Origin of the sequence: Streptomyces griseobrunneus, assembly GCF_046713465.1 — a bacterium.
Lineage (GTDB): Bacteria > Actinomycetota > Actinomycetes > Streptomycetales > Streptomycetaceae > Streptomyces > Streptomyces microflavus.
Window position 1 is genome coordinate 4,231,663 of record NZ_CP177080.1, and the last position, 14,291, is coordinate 4,245,953.

Annotated in this window: 10 protein-coding genes and 1 pseudogene; 8 read left to right on the plus strand and 3 right to left on the minus strand. The window is 72.8% G+C overall.

Features of this window, described 5'->3' with window-relative positions; translation table 11 throughout:
- Positions 1-133 precede the first annotated feature (133 nt).
- From ACK8N7_RS19335 to ACK8N7_RS19360, 6 genes and pseudogenes are all read left to right on the plus strand, one after another.
- On the plus strand, positions 134-1,084 hold the full coding sequence (locus tag ACK8N7_RS19335) for an endonuclease/exonuclease/phosphatase family protein (protein ID WP_403217580.1): 951 nt from the start codon (positions 134-136) through the stop codon (positions 1,082-1,084).
- 63 nt (positions 1,085-1,147) lie between these two features.
- Positions 1,148-1,858, plus strand: coding sequence for a two-component system response regulator CseB (gene cseB / locus ACK8N7_RS19340; protein WP_403217517.1), 711 nt, complete (start codon positions 1,148-1,150; stop codon positions 1,856-1,858).
- A gap of 21 nt (positions 1,859-1,879) precedes the next feature.
- Positions 1,880-3,142: a sensor histidine kinase gene (locus tag ACK8N7_RS19345; protein WP_500443406.1), complete on the plus strand. Its 1,263-nt coding sequence runs from the start codon at positions 1,880-1,882 to the stop codon at positions 3,140-3,142.
- Between the two features lie 118 nt (positions 3,143-3,260).
- On the plus strand, positions 3,261-3,599 hold the full coding sequence (locus tag ACK8N7_RS19350) for a hypothetical protein (protein ID WP_403217515.1): 339 nt from the start codon (positions 3,261-3,263) through the stop codon (positions 3,597-3,599).
- A 23-nt stretch (positions 3,600-3,622) separates the two neighbouring features.
- A pseudogene (locus ACK8N7_RS19355) lies at positions 3,623-4,099 on the plus strand (S8 family serine peptidase); the annotation flags it as partial.
- Between the two features lie 434 nt (positions 4,100-4,533).
- Positions 4,534-5,760, plus strand: coding sequence for an IS701 family transposase (locus ACK8N7_RS19360; RefSeq protein WP_500443408.1), 1,227 nt, complete (start codon positions 4,534-4,536; stop codon positions 5,758-5,760).
- A gap of 21 nt (positions 5,761-5,781) precedes the next feature.
- Here the strand turns inward: ACK8N7_RS19360 and ACK8N7_RS19365 are convergent, their stop codons facing one another.
- Positions 5,782-7,734, minus strand: coding sequence for a helix-turn-helix domain-containing protein (locus tag ACK8N7_RS19365; protein WP_500443410.1), 1,953 nt, complete (start codon positions 7,732-7,734; stop codon positions 5,782-5,784).
- A gap of 297 nt (positions 7,735-8,031) precedes the next feature.
- A complete protein-coding gene (locus ACK8N7_RS19370) occupies positions 8,032-10,728 on the minus strand; it encodes a helix-turn-helix transcriptional regulator (RefSeq protein WP_403217512.1) in 2,697 nt (898 codons plus the stop codon).
- Positions 10,729-10,906: 178 nt separating this feature from the next.
- On the opposite strand from ACK8N7_RS19370, the gene ACK8N7_RS19375 reads away from it, so the two are divergent.
- Both ACK8N7_RS19375 and ACK8N7_RS19380 read left to right on the plus strand, forming a co-directional pair.
- Positions 10,907-11,980: an alkene reductase gene (locus tag ACK8N7_RS19375; RefSeq protein ID WP_403217579.1), complete on the plus strand. Its 1,074-nt coding sequence runs from the start codon at positions 10,907-10,909 to the stop codon at positions 11,978-11,980.
- A 95-nt stretch (positions 11,981-12,075) separates the two neighbouring features.
- Positions 12,076-13,299 carry an MFS transporter gene (locus tag ACK8N7_RS19380; protein ID WP_403217511.1) on the plus strand — a complete coding sequence of 408 codons (1,224 nt, stop codon included), beginning with the start codon at positions 12,076-12,078 and terminating at the stop codon, positions 13,297-13,299.
- Between the two features lie 69 nt (positions 13,300-13,368).
- Here ACK8N7_RS19380 and ACK8N7_RS19385 read toward each other — a convergent pair whose 3' ends face one another.
- Positions 13,369-14,253 (minus strand): arylamine N-acetyltransferase family protein, encoded by an 885-nt coding sequence (locus tag ACK8N7_RS19385; RefSeq protein WP_403217510.1) that lies wholly within the window; start codon positions 14,251-14,253, stop codon positions 13,369-13,371.
- Positions 14,254-14,291: the final 38 nt, after the last annotated feature.

The window sequence follows — 14,291 nt, forward strand, 5'->3', positions numbered from 1 at the left end:
CCGGCCGGAAGCGCGGCTCCCGGAGGGTGGGGGCGTACCCGACCTCCGGCGTACGTGACCGTAGGGAGCCCGCGCCGTGCTGACCACCGAGGAGGACCCGAGCACTCAGGAGGGCCCGAGCGCTGAGAAGCCCCTGAGCCCGCGACCCGGCGCCCCGGGCCCCGCCCCTGCCAAGGCGACCACCGGCCGCTGCCTCGCCCTCGCCGCGCTGCTCTCCGCCGCCCTCATGGCCCTGCACGCGCTGGTCCCGAACACGGCCCTCAACCTCGGCAGCCTCTTCCAGACCCTGCTGCCCTGGACCGGCCTGGCCGTCCCCGTCCTCCTCACCCTGGCAGCCGTACGGCGCTCCAGGCTCGCCGCTGTCTCCGTACTCGCCCCCGCCCTCGTCTGGGCAGCGATCTTCGCCCCCGCCCTCACCGACAAGCGGTCCACCGGGGGCGGCCTCACCGTCCTCAGCCACAACGTCGACGAGGCCAACCCCGACCCGGCCGGAACCGCACGCGCCCTCGCCGGGGCCGAGGCCGACGTCCTGGCCCTGGTGGAGCTGTCCGAGGAGTCCACGCCCGTCTACGAGCGCGAGCTGGCCGCCGCCTACCCGCACCACGCGGTGCTCGGCGGCGTCGGCCTCTGGAGCAGGTACCGGCTCACGGCGGTGGCGGAGGTGGAGATCATGCCGTGGACCCGGGCGATGCGGGCCACCGCGGCCACTCCCGAGGGGCCCGTCGCCGTGTACGCGGCCCACCTCGCCTCCGTACGCGTATCGGGCGCGGGCTTCACCACCGTCCGCCGCAACGAGGCGGCCCGTGCGCTGGCCGCCGCCGTACGGGCCGAGCCCGCGCCCCGTGTGGTGGTGCTGGGCGACTTCAACGGCACGTACCAGGACAGGGCCCTGGCCCCGGTCACCTCGCAGCTGCGCTCCGCCCAGCGGGAGGCCGGGGACGGCTTCGGGTTCACGTATCCCGCCGGGTTCCCGGTGGTCCGCATCGACGACGTCCTGGCGAAGGGGATGACGCCGCTCGCGTCCTGGACCCTGCCCGCCACCGGCAGCGACCACCGCCCGGTCGCGGCGACGCTGCGGCTGTGACGCCCCGGGCAGCTCTACGATGCGCAGAGCGCCAACCCACCCCCCCACGACCAGGCAGGAACCGTGCCGGAACCCCGGGTCCCCGACCCCGTCAGCGTGCTCGTCGTCGAGGACGACGACACGATCCGGCGCGCCGTCCAACTGGCCCTGGAGCGTTACGGCTACCGCGTCGACGTGGCCGCCGACGGCCTCAGCGGCCTGGAGGCGTTCCGGGCAGGCGGGTACGACCTGCTGATCCTGGACGTGATGCTGCCCGAGCTGGACGGTATCGGCCTCTGCCACCGCATCCGGGAGGAGAGCCTCGTGCCCGTCCTGATGATGTCCGCGCGCGGTGACGCCCTCGACGTGGTCGCGGGCCTGGAGGCGGGGGCGGACGACTATGTGATCAAGCCGGTCGACACCCCCGTCCTGGTGGCCCGCATCCGCGCCCTGCTGCGCCGCGCCACCTTCCAGCCGTCGCAGAGCCCCCCGCCCGAGGCCCCCGACCACGTCCTGGTCTTCGGCGATCTGAGCGTGGACACCCTCGGCATTGAGGTCCGGCTCGCCGGGCGGCCCGTACCGCTGACCCCCACCGAACTGCGCCTGCTGCTGGAGTTCGCCGCCGCGCCCGGTTCGGTCCTCGACCGCCGCCGTCTGCTGCGCGAGGTCTGGGACTACGGCTGGGAGGGCGACACCCGGGTCGTGGACCTGTGCGTGCTCCGGCTGCGCAAGAAGATCGGCAGCGGCCGGATCGAGACCGTACGCGGCTTCGGCTACAAGCTCGTCCGCGACTGACCGGCCGGCCGACGGATCATCATGGGTCTCCTCAACCCCCGCGCCCTGCGCTGGAAGATCGCCGCGCTCGCCGCCGCAGCCTGCTGCGCGGTGGCGGCGGTCATCGGCTTCCTGGTCCACGACGCGACCCGCGAGCGTGGACTCCGCGTGGGCCACGAGCGCACGATCACCCGCCTGATCGCGGCCGAGCGGGAGCTGAGCCGTACGGGAAAGGCACCGCCGGACGTCGACGTACGGACCCGGGAGGAGCTGCCCGATCCGCTGGCGCGCGATCTCGCCGACCAGCCGGAGACCGGCGGCGGGTACGCCACCTGGTACGACGCCGATCCGCCCAACTGGTTCTGGATGTGGGGCGCCGTCTCCGTCGGCGGCGATCAGTTCCTCGTCGTCCGGGACGACATGAGCACCGAGGTCCGCAGCCTCCAGCTCCTGGACCGCTCCATCGTGAAGTCCGTCCTCGCCGCCCTCGTCTTCGTCGTCCCGCTCGCCGCCCTCGCCACCGAGCCGATCAACCGGCGGCTGCGCCACGGAGCCCGTACCGCCCGCCGGATCGCCGACGGGGAGCTGGACGCGCGCATCGGCTCCACCGGGCGGGCCCGCGACGAGATCACCGAGATGTCGGCCGCCGTCGACGACATGGCCACCGCTCTCCAGCGCAAGCTGGAGAACGAGCAGCGCTTCACCGCCGACGTCGCCCACGAGCTGCGCACCCCGCTGATGGGCCTGGTCACCGCCGCCGGGCTGCTGACGGAGACCGACGAGGCGACCGGTCTGGTACGGGACCGGGTGCGGGCCCTGAACGCGCTCATCGAGGACCTGCTGGAGGTCTCCCGCCTCGACGCGGGCGCCGAACGGGCCCGGCTCGACGCGGTGCCGCTGGGGGAGTTGGTCACCGACGTGGTGCGGCGCACGGGGACCGGGACACAGGTCGCCGCCGGGGACGCCGAGGTGGTGGAGACCGACCCGCGCCGGGTGGAGCGGATCGTGGTCAACCTCGTCACCAACGCCCACCGGCACGGCGCCGGCCCCGTCCAGGTCACCGTCACCGGCACCCGGATCACCGTCCGCGACCACGGCCCCGGGTTCCCCGCCGCGCTGCTCGAACAGGGCCCGCAGCGCTTCCGTACGGGCGCCGGCGAGCGCGGCCGCGGCCACGGCCTCGGGCTGACCGTCGCCCAGGGCCAGGCCGGGGTCCTCGGCGCCCGGCTGACCTTCGCGAACGCGCCGGACGGGGGTGCGGTCGCCACACTCGACCTCGCCCCCGCCCCGTCCGGAACCGCCTGAAACGGAACCGCAACGCACTCTCGCGGCGGCGGAAACGGCACCGCACCGGTCCGGGAACAGCGGCTCCCCGAAGGTGAGGTCCGTGCGGGAACCGCACACGTTCTCCCGGAGGTGCCCCATGCCCCACACCCCAGTCACGGACCGAGCCCCTGCCCCCGCCGCCGGATCCGGGGACACCGTCGCGGCCGTGGCGAAGTCGCTGCAGCTGCCGTGGCCCGCCGAGGGGCAGGCGAGCGTGGAGGTCGATGGGATCGGCAGCCTCGGCACCCGGGGCCGGCAGCGGCCGGTCCCGATCGCCGGCGTCACCAAGGTCATGACGGCCTACGTGATCCTCAAGGAGCACCCGATGCGGGCGGGCGCACCCGGCGCGGCCGTCACCGCCGACGAGCAGGCGGCGAACGAGTCGTACTCCTCCGTCGAGACGCGGGCAGCGAGAAGGCGTTCGTGGCGAAGATGAACGAGACCGCCGCCGCCCTCGGGATGGAGCGCACCACCTACACCGGGGTGAGCGGCATGGAGACCAGTACGCGGAGCACCGCCGCCGACCAGCTCAGGCCGGCCCGCGCCGTGATGAAGGACCCGGTGTTCCGGGAGATCGTGTCCACCCGCACGGTCGAGGCCCCCGGGACCGGGGTGACGTTCCGCAACACCAACAAGCTGCTGGGCCGGGACGGGGTCATAGGCCTGAAGACCGGTTCGTCCACCCCCGCGGGCGGCAACCTCGTGTGGGCGGCCACCCTGGACGACGCGGTGCGCCGGTCGATCGCGTCCGGCGTGACGTACGCCATCGCGGCCGGCAATTCCAACGCCCCCGCGTCCGGTTTCTCGCCCGCCCGGGTGACGACCGCGCTCACCGTCGGCGCCACGACCCGGACCGACGCGCGGGCCGGCTACTCCAACTACGGTCCCCTGGTGGACCTCTTCGCCCCGGGCTCCGACATCACGGCCGGCTGGGCCGCGCTGCTCAACGGCCGGTGGCCGTACGAGGGCCGGCCCTCGTACGGCCACCGGCCCTGTGCGTTCCGGAGGGATGCACGGGACCCTGCACAGGAGCATGCACGGAAGGTGAGCGGACCTCAGGAACAGCTCACGCTCTGTGCAAGGGGTCCGGGCACACCCGGCCGGTCATGCCCTCTGTGGTGCGGCGATACGGCTCGCCGTCCGTGTACCGGTCCGATGTCCACGCGTTACGGACGGGTTGCGTGGTGCCCGAGCCACCGTCGGCCACGTGACCCAGGTCGCAGTCGCCCCACCCGATTTATGGCGTCGGTGCACCGGGCACCACATCGGCGGGGAAGCCGGTGTCCGGAGCACCTAGGCATGCCGCCCGCCCGGCCCGCACCGTAGGGAACGAAGGCCCCGGATGCGCAGCCGAGAGGGAAGGCACAGGGATGAGTTCCGCTGCTCCATACACAGACAACCGAATGTCGGGCGAGCAGTACAGCCTGCCACCCGACGCGTCCGGAATGGAAGACATCGTGCTCGGCGAGCTCGGATCACGCCTGTTCCTCTCCCTGCCGCGCAGTGACCAGCGCCGGCGCGGGATGCACTACCTCCAGGCGCTGATAGCGGCGGAGGGCCGCAAGTCGATACGGAACATCGCCGCCGTCCTGGGCGGCAGCGCCACGGAACAGAGCCTGCACCACTTCGTCGCCAGCTCCACCTGGGGCTGGAAGCCGGTCCGCCGGGCACTGGCCGAGCATGTGGTGCGGGTCGCCCCGCCGCAGGCGTGGGTCGCCCGGTCCATGGTCATCCCGAAGGCCGGGGAGAACTCGGTGGGGGTGGAGCGCCAGTTCCTTCCGTATACGGGCCAGGTGCTCAACGCGCAGTACGCGGTGGGGGTGTGGGCCGCCTCCGAGGCCGGCAGCTTCCCGGTCAACTGGCGGCTGCACCTCTCCGACGCCTGGCTGGAGGACGGTGCCCGCCGGACGCAGGCGTCCATCCCGGACGCCGTGGCGTCGGAGTCGCCGGCCGACTGCGTCCACGAGGCGTACCTGGGCATGATGCGGACCTGGGGCCTGCCGGACTGCCCGGTGGTGCTCGACGGCCACGGCGCCGACGCGACGGACGCGGCGGCGACCGTGCGGGCGTACCACGGGGCGGGTGTACGGGTGCTGGCACGGGTGCCCGGGGGCACCCGGCTGGACGTCACCGACCCGCTGCTCCGGGGCCGGACCGGGGCGTCGACCGCGCACCAGATCATGGCGACCGCCCGGGATCTGCGCCGGCCGGTGGCCTGGCGCGGCCACGGACCGGGGCGCCCGTTACGCCGGAGCCTGGTCGCGGCGGTCCGGACCGCGATCCCGGGCGCGGTGCGGCCGCCGCGCCGGCACGGCGGTGAACTGGTGCTGCTCGGGGTGGGCGAGCAGGGGCGGGCGTGGCCCGCCGAGCTGTGGCTGACGAACATGACGGACGTCCCGCCGGGCGAACTCCACCGGCTCACGCGGCTCGTCGACCGGGTGGACCACGACTTCCGGGAGACCGCCGAGCGGGTGGGCATCCGCGACTACACGGGGCGCTCCTTCGCCGGCTGGCACCGCCACGTCACCCTCGCCTCGGCCGCGCACACCGTGGTCGCCCTCAGCCGGGCGGGCGACGAGGCCCGCTCCCTGTGCTGAGGCGGAGGCCGGAGCACCGGTTCACTCCACGTCCGTGCCGGGGCGGGAACCGTCCGCGTGCAGGTCCCGCCCCATCAGGGCAGACCGCATCCGCCTGAGTTTCAGGGCGAGTTGCACTTCCAGGGCGCGATCGGGGTGCTGCCATCCCTCGCCCAGCAGTTCGTTGACCCGCTCCAGCCGGCGAGCGACGGTGTTGGGGTGCACATGAAGCTCCTTCGCCGCGTGAGTGGGGGATCCGCAGGCGCTGAAGAAGGCCTCCAGCGTGTCGGTGAGCTGAGTGAGCCGCTGGTGGTCGTAGCGCACCACCGGACCGATCACCGAATCGATGAACCCGTCCACATCGTGGTCGTCGGAGACGAGCAGCCCGAGGAACCCCAGCTCGGACGCGGCGGCCGACCGGCCGGAGAGACCCAGAGCGCCCATCACCTCCAGGCAGCGCAGCGCCTCCAGGTAGCTCCGGTGGATCGGGGCGGCGCCGGAGACCGGACCGGCGGCGCTGACCGTCACCAGATGTCTGAGCAGCGGGGAGAGGTCGTTGTGCACCTCGCGGGCGACCTCGGCCGCGTCGGTGCCGGGCAGCAGGAAGACCACCCGGCCCGACTGCTCCGACTTCAGCCCGTCCTTGCGATGCGCGTAGGAGGAGGCCCAGATCATGGCCTTGCGCCGGGCGTCGCCGACCGGGCTGGCGACCACGAGGACGTACGACTCCTCCAGGGCGACGCCCAGCTTCCGGGCCCGCCGGTCCAGCTCCCGCGTGGAGCGGGTGCGGTTGACGAGGTCGTCCAGGAAACCGTCGCGGGCCTGGCTCTCCATCACGATGCCGTGGCTGTTCTGCATGAGCAGCAGGACGGCGGTGGCCTGCGCCACCAGGCCCAGCAGCCGGATGCCGGACTCCCACAGCGGGCGTTCGGTGCGCAGCAGCAGGGCACCCAGGTTCTCGTCGCCCATCAGGACCGGGGCCGCCCACACCCCGTTCTTGACCCGGATCGCCTTCCCCGCGGCGTGCGCGTCCATCATGGCCCGGGAGATCATGAGGTCGTCGTCGGGCTGGGCCCCGGCGGTGGTGGCCAGCACCGTGCCATCGCCCGCGCAGACGGTCAGCGCCCCGCCGAGGCCGTCGGACGCCTGCTCGACCAGGCTCTGCAGGTCGCACCCGGAGAGCACCTGGGACATCAGGAACTCGTTGATGTCACCGACCTCCTGCCACTGCCGGTGGCCGGCCTCCGCCTCGTCGGTGCGCCGCTGGAGCATCTCCATCTCCGCGGCGGTGCGGTCCATCAGCCAGGCCTTCTCGATGACGGCACCCGCGAGGTCGCCCAGCGAGCTCATCAGGGACACCTCGTCGGCGGAGAAGTGCCGGGGTTCGCGATCGGCGACGTGCAGCACCCCGAACGGTCCGCTGCCCTGGCTCAGAGGGACGGCCATGATGCCGCGCAGCTCCTCGGCCCGCGCCATCTCGTCCAGCCGCTCGTGGTGGGGGAAGCGCGCGTCGCTGAGATAGTCCGCGCTCCAGAAGGGGGCCGAGGTGGTGAGGACGTCACTGCTCCCGGCGCCGTGCGGGATCTGCATCCCCACATGGAACGACGACACGTGCCCGTCACTGGCCTCGACCCGGGCCGTGCCCTTCTCCGCGGTGAGCATGGTGATGTAGGAGATGTCCGCGCCGAGCAGCATCCGGGCCCGGCGGGTGGTCACTTTGAGAAGTGTCTTGAGGTCGTAGGGGGCGGAGAGCTCACGGGCGATGTCCACGAGTGCCGACAGGCTCGCCTCGCGCTGCTGCCTGCGGTCGAGCTGGGAATAGATGTGCAGGCCAAGTTTCCGCGCGTTTTCCAAACGGTCCAATTGGGGGCCGGGCATTCCCGCGGAACGGGCCATGGTGAGGAGCGATTCGAATCGGTCGGGCGGCGCGTCGGAGGCCAATAGCTCCAGTATGGCGACAGCGTCGATGTTCGCCTCGGCTTCGTGTCTTAACACGTTGATCCCCCGTTGTGCGGCCCGGCATCATCTCTGGTCAGCGGCCCCGGCGCGGTCCGTGCAGCCGTGCCGCCACTCCGCTACCTGCACCCCTCGGAAGCGTAATATGCCCTGATCTTCAGGGGGAGGTGGTCCGGGCACCGTAGAACGGCGCCGAGGGGTAGGCAGCGCACTTTTCGCCTAATCGTTTTCGGGGGCAAGCGGTTGCCGGGCAACCGTGCGCAGAGTGAATCGTGGGGCCGGGGCAGCGGCTGTGAAGGCAGTGAGACCGGAGGGTGAACAACTTCCGCCGACGGGTCAGGTCAGGTCGAGGAGGACGAGCTCCTGCCGCGAGCCCACGCCGAGCTTCGGATACGCCTTGTAGAGGTGGTGCTCGACCGTGCGCGGGCTGAGGAACAGCTGCGCGGCGATCTCCCGGCTGCTGCTGCCGTCCTTGGCGAGCCGCACCACCTGGAGCTCCTGCGGTGTCAGCCGGTCGATCAGGTTGTCCGCGAGCATCCGGGCCGTCACCAGGTGCTCGCCCGCGGCCTGCAGTTCGGCGCCGGCCCGCCGGGTCCAGGGCTCCGCCTTCAGCCGCTCGAAGGTGGCCAGCGCCGAACGCAGCACGCCACGGGCCTCGTTGCGCCGCCGGGCCCGGCGCAGCCACTCGCCGTACAGGAGCTCGGTGCGGGCGCGCTCGAAGGGCCGGCCGCCCTTCTCGTGCAGCTGCAGTGCCTGCGTGTAGTGCTCCGGCCGGTCGGTGAGGAGCGCCCGGCATCTGAGGACCACCGCCTGCGCCCAGGGCGCGGTGGTCGCGGCCGTCCGGGGCCGGGCCCCGGCCCGGGCCCAGTTCTCGAAGTGGCGCATGGCCGCCTCGGCGCGCTCCGGCTGCCCGAGCCGCACCGCGGCCTCGACCTGGTCCGCGGCGGTGGACAGGGACAGCCAGGTGTACCGGTCCGGGCCGGGCGGCGGCGGGTCCAGCCGGGTGAGGGCCGCGTCGAAGTCGCCGAGACCCAGGTCGAGGAGGACGCGTGCGCAGTCCACTCCGGTGCGCAGCGCCGCCGGGGTGGCGTCCGCGAGTTCGCGCACCCGCTGTGCGTCGCCCTCGATGGCCGCGATCCGCGCGCGCACCGCACCGAGACGGACCAGGCGCCGGCGCAGCCCGGTGTCCCGGGCGATCTCCTCCGCCTCGGCCACCGAGGCCTCGGCGTCCCGGTGGCGTCCGGCGAGAACCTGATTCTGCGACAGGATATCGAGTGCGTAGGGGAGGTCACCGATCAGCGCCTGGGACCGGCACCACCGGACCTCGGCCGCGGCCAGGTCCAGGGCCGCCTCGTCGTCGCCGAGGATCGTGCCGCAGGTGAGGGCGAGCATCCGGACGGCCTGCTCTTCGACGGCGCGGGTGTCGGGTGCGTCGAGCCGCCCCTCCAGGAACCGCGCGAGCAGCGGCACTCCGTGGGCGGCGTCGTCATCGCAGAGCCGCTCCAGCCCCTCGACCAGCGGATCGGCACCGCCGCCCGCCGTGAGCCGGCCGGCGGCGGCGCGCACCGCGTTCCCGTCCCCGGCCAGCCAGCCGTAGGCGGCGGAGGTACGGAGCAGCCCGGCCGTCTCCGGGGTGGCGGTGCCCCCGGCGCGGGCCAGCAGGCCGCGCGCCGCTTCGCTCTGGTCGCCCAGCTCGAAGACGACCGCCGCGCGCACCGAGGCGATCCGGGCTCCGACGGCCGAATCTTCCGCCAACTCCTGCGCCTCCTGGGCGAGTCGGTCCGCCTGTGCGGCGTGGCCCGCGGTGAGTGCCAGTGCGGCGGCTTCGGCCAGCCAGGAGGCGCGCCGCCCGTGGTCGGTGGCGATCCGGGCGGCGTGCCGGAAGAGACCGGAGGCCGCCGCGTACGCGGTACGGCCCCGGGCCCGCCCGGCCGCCGCCGCCAGTTCCAGGGCCACTTCGTGGTCCGGCCCCGTGGCCACCGCCAGCAGGTGCCGGGCCCGGCAGTCGGGGTCCTCGGCGGCCTCGGCCAGCGCCCGGTGCACGGCGATCCGGCGGGCGAGCACCGAACCCTGGTACGTCGCCGAGGCGATCAGCGGATGCCGGAAGGTGACCGTGCCGTCCATGACGTACATCAGGCCGGTCCGCTCGGCCTCCTCCAGGTCGCCGAGGTCCACGCCCAGCAGCTCCGACGCCCTCAGCAGCAGGGGCAGATCGCCCCGCCCCTCGGCCGCCGCGACGAGCATCATCAGCCGGGTGCGTTCCGGCAGTTTGCCGATCTGTGACCGAAAGGCCGAGAATACGCGGTCGGCGACCGGCAGGGGGGCATGCTGGTGCGGCTGGTCACGCCGTGCGGAGTCGAATTCGATGAGCGCGAGCGGGTTCCCCGCGGACTCGGTGATGATCTGGGAGCGCAGCGCGGGGGCTCTGCCCCGGTCGGCCAGCAGACGCGAGGAGTCCTCGAAGTTCAGCCGGGACAGCTGCAGTTCGGGGATGCCCGGGGCGACGAAGCCGTCGTCGCGGCCGGCCAGCACGATCGCCACGCCCTCGGCGGCCAGCCGGCGGGCGGCGAACAGCAGGGCCTCGGCGGTGGCCTGGTCCAGCCACTGGGCGTCGTCGACCAGGCAGAGCAGCGGCCCGTCCTCGGCGAGGTCCGCGAGGACCGTGAGCACCGCGAGGCCGGTGAGGAAGCGGTCGGGTCCGCGCTCCTCGTGTCCGGTGCCGAGGACCGCCCGTAACGCGGCGGCCTGCGGCTCGGGCAGGGCGTTCAGACGGTCCTGCACCGGCCACAGCAGCTGGACGAGGCCGCCGAAGGCAAGATCCGCTTCCGGCTCGACACCGGTGACCCGTAGGATGCGCAGCTCCCGGCCGTCGCTCCCGTCGTCCCGCACGGCCGTCGCGGCGAGCCAGTCGAGCAGTGCCGTCTTGCCGATGCCCGCCTCGCCGCGTACCAGAAGAGCACCACTGCAGCCGGCCCGTGCCCCGGCCACCAGCTGCTCCAGCCGCTCCTGTTCGGTGGTTCGCCCGTACAGCACCGACGTCCCCCTCCACCCGTTTGACGACCCGCCCGCATGCCATCGGTATACGGTTCCATGTTACTTACCCGTGAATACGTACCCGGGGCAGTAGAGATTACGGATTCGCCGCGAGGGCGCCGCTCCTACCGTTGTGATCAGGACATCCGCCGATGATCACGACCCGCTGGAGGACACCATGGACGAGCTGTTCAAGCCGCTGCGCCTGGGCAAGACGACCCTGCCGAACCGTCTCGTGATGGCACCGATGACCCGCAGCCGCTCCGCCGACCGCTCCGTGAACGCGCTCACCGCCGAGTACTACGCGCAGCGCGCCGGGGCCGGGCTGATCATCACCGAGGGCACCCAGCCGAGCGTGATCGGCCAGGGCTACATCGACACCCCCGGTCTGCACTCCACGGAGCAGGCCGAGGCCTGGCGGGGCGTGACCGACGCGGTGCACGCCGCGGGCGGCCGGATCTTCGTCCAGCTCATGCACTCCGGCCGGGTCGGCCACCCCAGCCTCTACCCGGACGGCGCCCTCCCCGTGGCGCCCTCGGCCATCGCCACCGGCGGGCAGATGTACACCCCCGACGGCATGGTCGACCACCCCGTCCCGCGCGAGATGACCCTGGAGGACATCGCGCGGACGGTGGAGGACTTCGTCTCGGCCGCCAAGCACGCGGTGGACGCCGGGTTCGACGGGGTGGAGCTGCACGGGGCCAACGGCTACCTGATCCACCAGTTCCTCGCCGACGGCTCCAACCACCGCACCGATGTCTACGGCGGTTCGGTGGAGAACCGGGTGCGGTTCGCCGACGAGGTCGCGCGGGCCGTCAGCGACGCCATCGGGCCCGAGCGGGTCGGGATCCGCATCTCCCCCGGATCGACCAGCGAGGGCGTCACCGAGAGCGACCCGGCCGAGCTGTACCGGACGCTGATCCGCACGCTGGCCCCGTACAACCTGGCCTATGTGCACGTCATGGAGTTCGGCCACCGCGAGGTCACCGAGCTGGTCCGGGCCGAATGGCCGGGCACGCTGATCCTCAACCCGCACAAGACCGGCGCCGAGGCCTCGGTCACTCCCGAGGCCGCGCTGGAGGTGCTCCAGGACGACCTGGCCGACGCGGTCAGCCTCGCCTCGCTCTGGCTCGCCAACCCGGACCTGGACCGGCGCATCAAGGCCGGCGGCCCGTTCAACGTGCCGGAGGCGAGCACCTTCTACGGCGGCGACAGCCGCGGCTACACCGACTACCCCACGCTGTCCGCCTGACCCCGGCCGCGTGACGGTCCGGCACACCGGGCGGTGCCGGACCGGATCCGCGCAGGCAGAGCGCGCCCGGCCAATCCCTCACCCCTGGAGGACCGATGAGTGAATCCCTCGCGGGTCCGGGCACCGCGCGCCCCGATAACGCGGATCCCCCGGCACCCGGCACCGCCCGCATCCCCACCTACTGGCTGGGGCTGATGGCCGGACCGCTCTCGTTCGGCATCGCCGGACCCGCGCTGGTCCTGGACGACATCGCCCGAGACCTGTCCACCACCACCGGAACCGTCACCTGGGGGGTGACCGCCTTCGGCTGGGGCATCGCGGTGGGCACCCCCCTGATGACCGGCCTGCTCCGGCACCGCGGCGCCCGGGCCGCGCTCAGCGCCTGCGGGGCGCTGGTGCTGCTCGGCGCACTCCTGGTGCTGACGGTGCCGCTGCTGCCGGCCGTCATCATCGGCTGCGCGCTCCAGGCGCTCGGCACCGCGGGTCTGACCTCCATCGCGATGAGCCTGACGAACTCCGCCCGCTCGATGGGCTTCGTCACCGCCTCGCTCGCGGTGGTCGGCTCGACCGCGCCGCTGGTCGGCTCGCTGGTCAACGACGCGATCAACTGGCAGGCGACCCTGGCCCTGCCGGCGCTCAGCCTGATCGCCCTGCTCGTCATCATCGGGCGGGCCTCCACCAGGCCCACCTCGACCGCCGCCTTCGACGGGCTCGGCGCGGTGCTGCTCACGGCGGTGGTCACGGCCCTGGTCTTCGTCCCGCACTATCCGCCGGTCGCCGGGATCCTCTCCGTGGTGACGATCGCCGCGCTCGTGTGGCATCTGCGGAGCAAGCCGCAGGGATTCGTTCCGGCGGTGGTGGTACGCAGCCCCGTCTTCCTGATCTCCTCGGTGCTGGCGTTCCTGCTCGCGGCGGTCAACTTCGGGCTGATGTTCGCGGTGCCGGAAGCCCTTTCGGACCACACCTCGTGGTCGAGCGGCAAGATCGGCGTGGCGATGGTGTGGCCGCTGCTGCTGGGCGGTGCGCTGTCGTGGGTGGTGGTCGCCCTGTCGGCGAAGGTGGGCCGGCAGCCGGTCATCATCACCCTGGTCGCCCTGAGCGTCGCCGGGGTGGTGCTGGCCTCGGTGAGCGTCGCCGCGGTGCTGCTGCTCCTCGCGCAGGCCCTCGCCTCGATCGCGGCCGCCTCCGGGCAGGGCGTCTTCGCGGTGCACTCCACCAAGGCGGTGCCCGACGAGGAACGGCCCGCGGCGATCGGCCTGTTCAACCTCTGCTATCTGCTGGGCGCGGCCTTCGGACCGGCGATCGTCTCGCTGCTGTAGTACCACCCGCACCACGGCGAGGGCCCCGGCACCATGTGCCGGGGCCCTCGCCGTACGAACCGGAGATCCTCAGGAGAGGGGGCCGGTGTCCCCCCGGTGCAGGAACCCCAGGAGCAGCGAGACGTCCTCGTCGGTCAGGGTGAGACCGAACTTCTCCCGCAGGGCCGCCACCACCTCGTGGGGGCCCAGTACCGCCCGTTCGGTGCGGCCGTCGGGATGGTCGGTCACCAGGACGTCGTTGCGGAGCCGGTGCCGTACGGTCTCCGAACCCCGCTGCACCACCAGCCGGTTGACGAACGGGGAGCCGGGCCGGGTGGAGCTGATGTAGTGGGCCGCCCGGTAGTCGACCTCGTACTGCCGCTCGGGCCGGAAGGCGTAGAGGTCCGTCCAGCCGCCCTCGGGGTTCTGGTTCCGCAGGACCCAGTGGTCGTCGTCCACCCCCAGCTGCCAGCTCCAGCCCGCCATGGTGCTCCGCGCGCCCTCGCGCAGCGGGATCGGCTCGATGAGCCCGGCGTAGCCGTAGCCGGGGTCGGCCAGCCACACCGTCTCCGGCTCGTCCACCGCCCTGACCAGCAGGGAGGTGTGCGAGCGGAAGCGCCGACGGGTGTCCCCCTCCCGGATGCGCGAGAGTATCCGGACCACCGGGAAGCCGAGGCGGTCGAGCACGGCGGCGAACAGCAGGTTGGTCTCGTAGCAGTAGCCACCGCGGCCGGAGCGGACCAGTTTCCGTTCCAGGTCCGCCATGTCGAGCGACACCGGGCGGCCCACCGCGATGTCGATGTTCTCGAAACAGATGGTGCTCATATGGGCGCGGTGGAGCTGCTGGAGGGTCTTCAGCGATCCGTCGAGCGCGCCTTCGTATCCGATCCGCCGCAGGTAGGCGTCCAGATCGAGCCTGTCCGCGCCCCACTCGGGCGAGTGGTCGACGTCGACAGGCAGCCCGGTGGCGTACATCGGGTCATCACTCCTTCATGGGGTCGCGGACATCCGCA

What these genes read in the sequence shown, in the direction of transcription:
- ACK8N7_RS19350 (WP_403217515.1), top strand. Translation starts at nt 3,261, where the DNA reads ATGCCCCACACCCCAGTCACGGACCGAGCCCCTGCCCCCGCCGCCGGA.
- ACK8N7_RS19375 (WP_403217579.1), top strand. Translation starts at nt 10,907, where the DNA reads ATGGACGAGCTGTTCAAGCCGCTGCGCCTGGGCAAGACGACCCTGCCG.
- ACK8N7_RS19345 (WP_500443406.1), top strand. Translation starts at nt 1,880, where the DNA reads ATGGGTCTCCTCAACCCCCGCGCCCTGCGCTGGAAGATCGCCGCGCTC.
- ACK8N7_RS19360 (WP_500443408.1), top strand. Translation starts at nt 4,534, where the DNA reads ATGAGTTCCGCTGCTCCATACACAGACAACCGAATGTCGGGCGAGCAG.
- ACK8N7_RS19385 (WP_403217510.1), bottom strand. Translation starts at nt 14,253, where the DNA reads ATGTACGCCACCGGGCTGCCTGTCGACGTCGACCACTCGCCCGAGTGG.
- ACK8N7_RS19380 (WP_403217511.1), top strand. Translation starts at nt 12,076, where the DNA reads ATGAGTGAATCCCTCGCGGGTCCGGGCACCGCGCGCCCCGATAACGCG.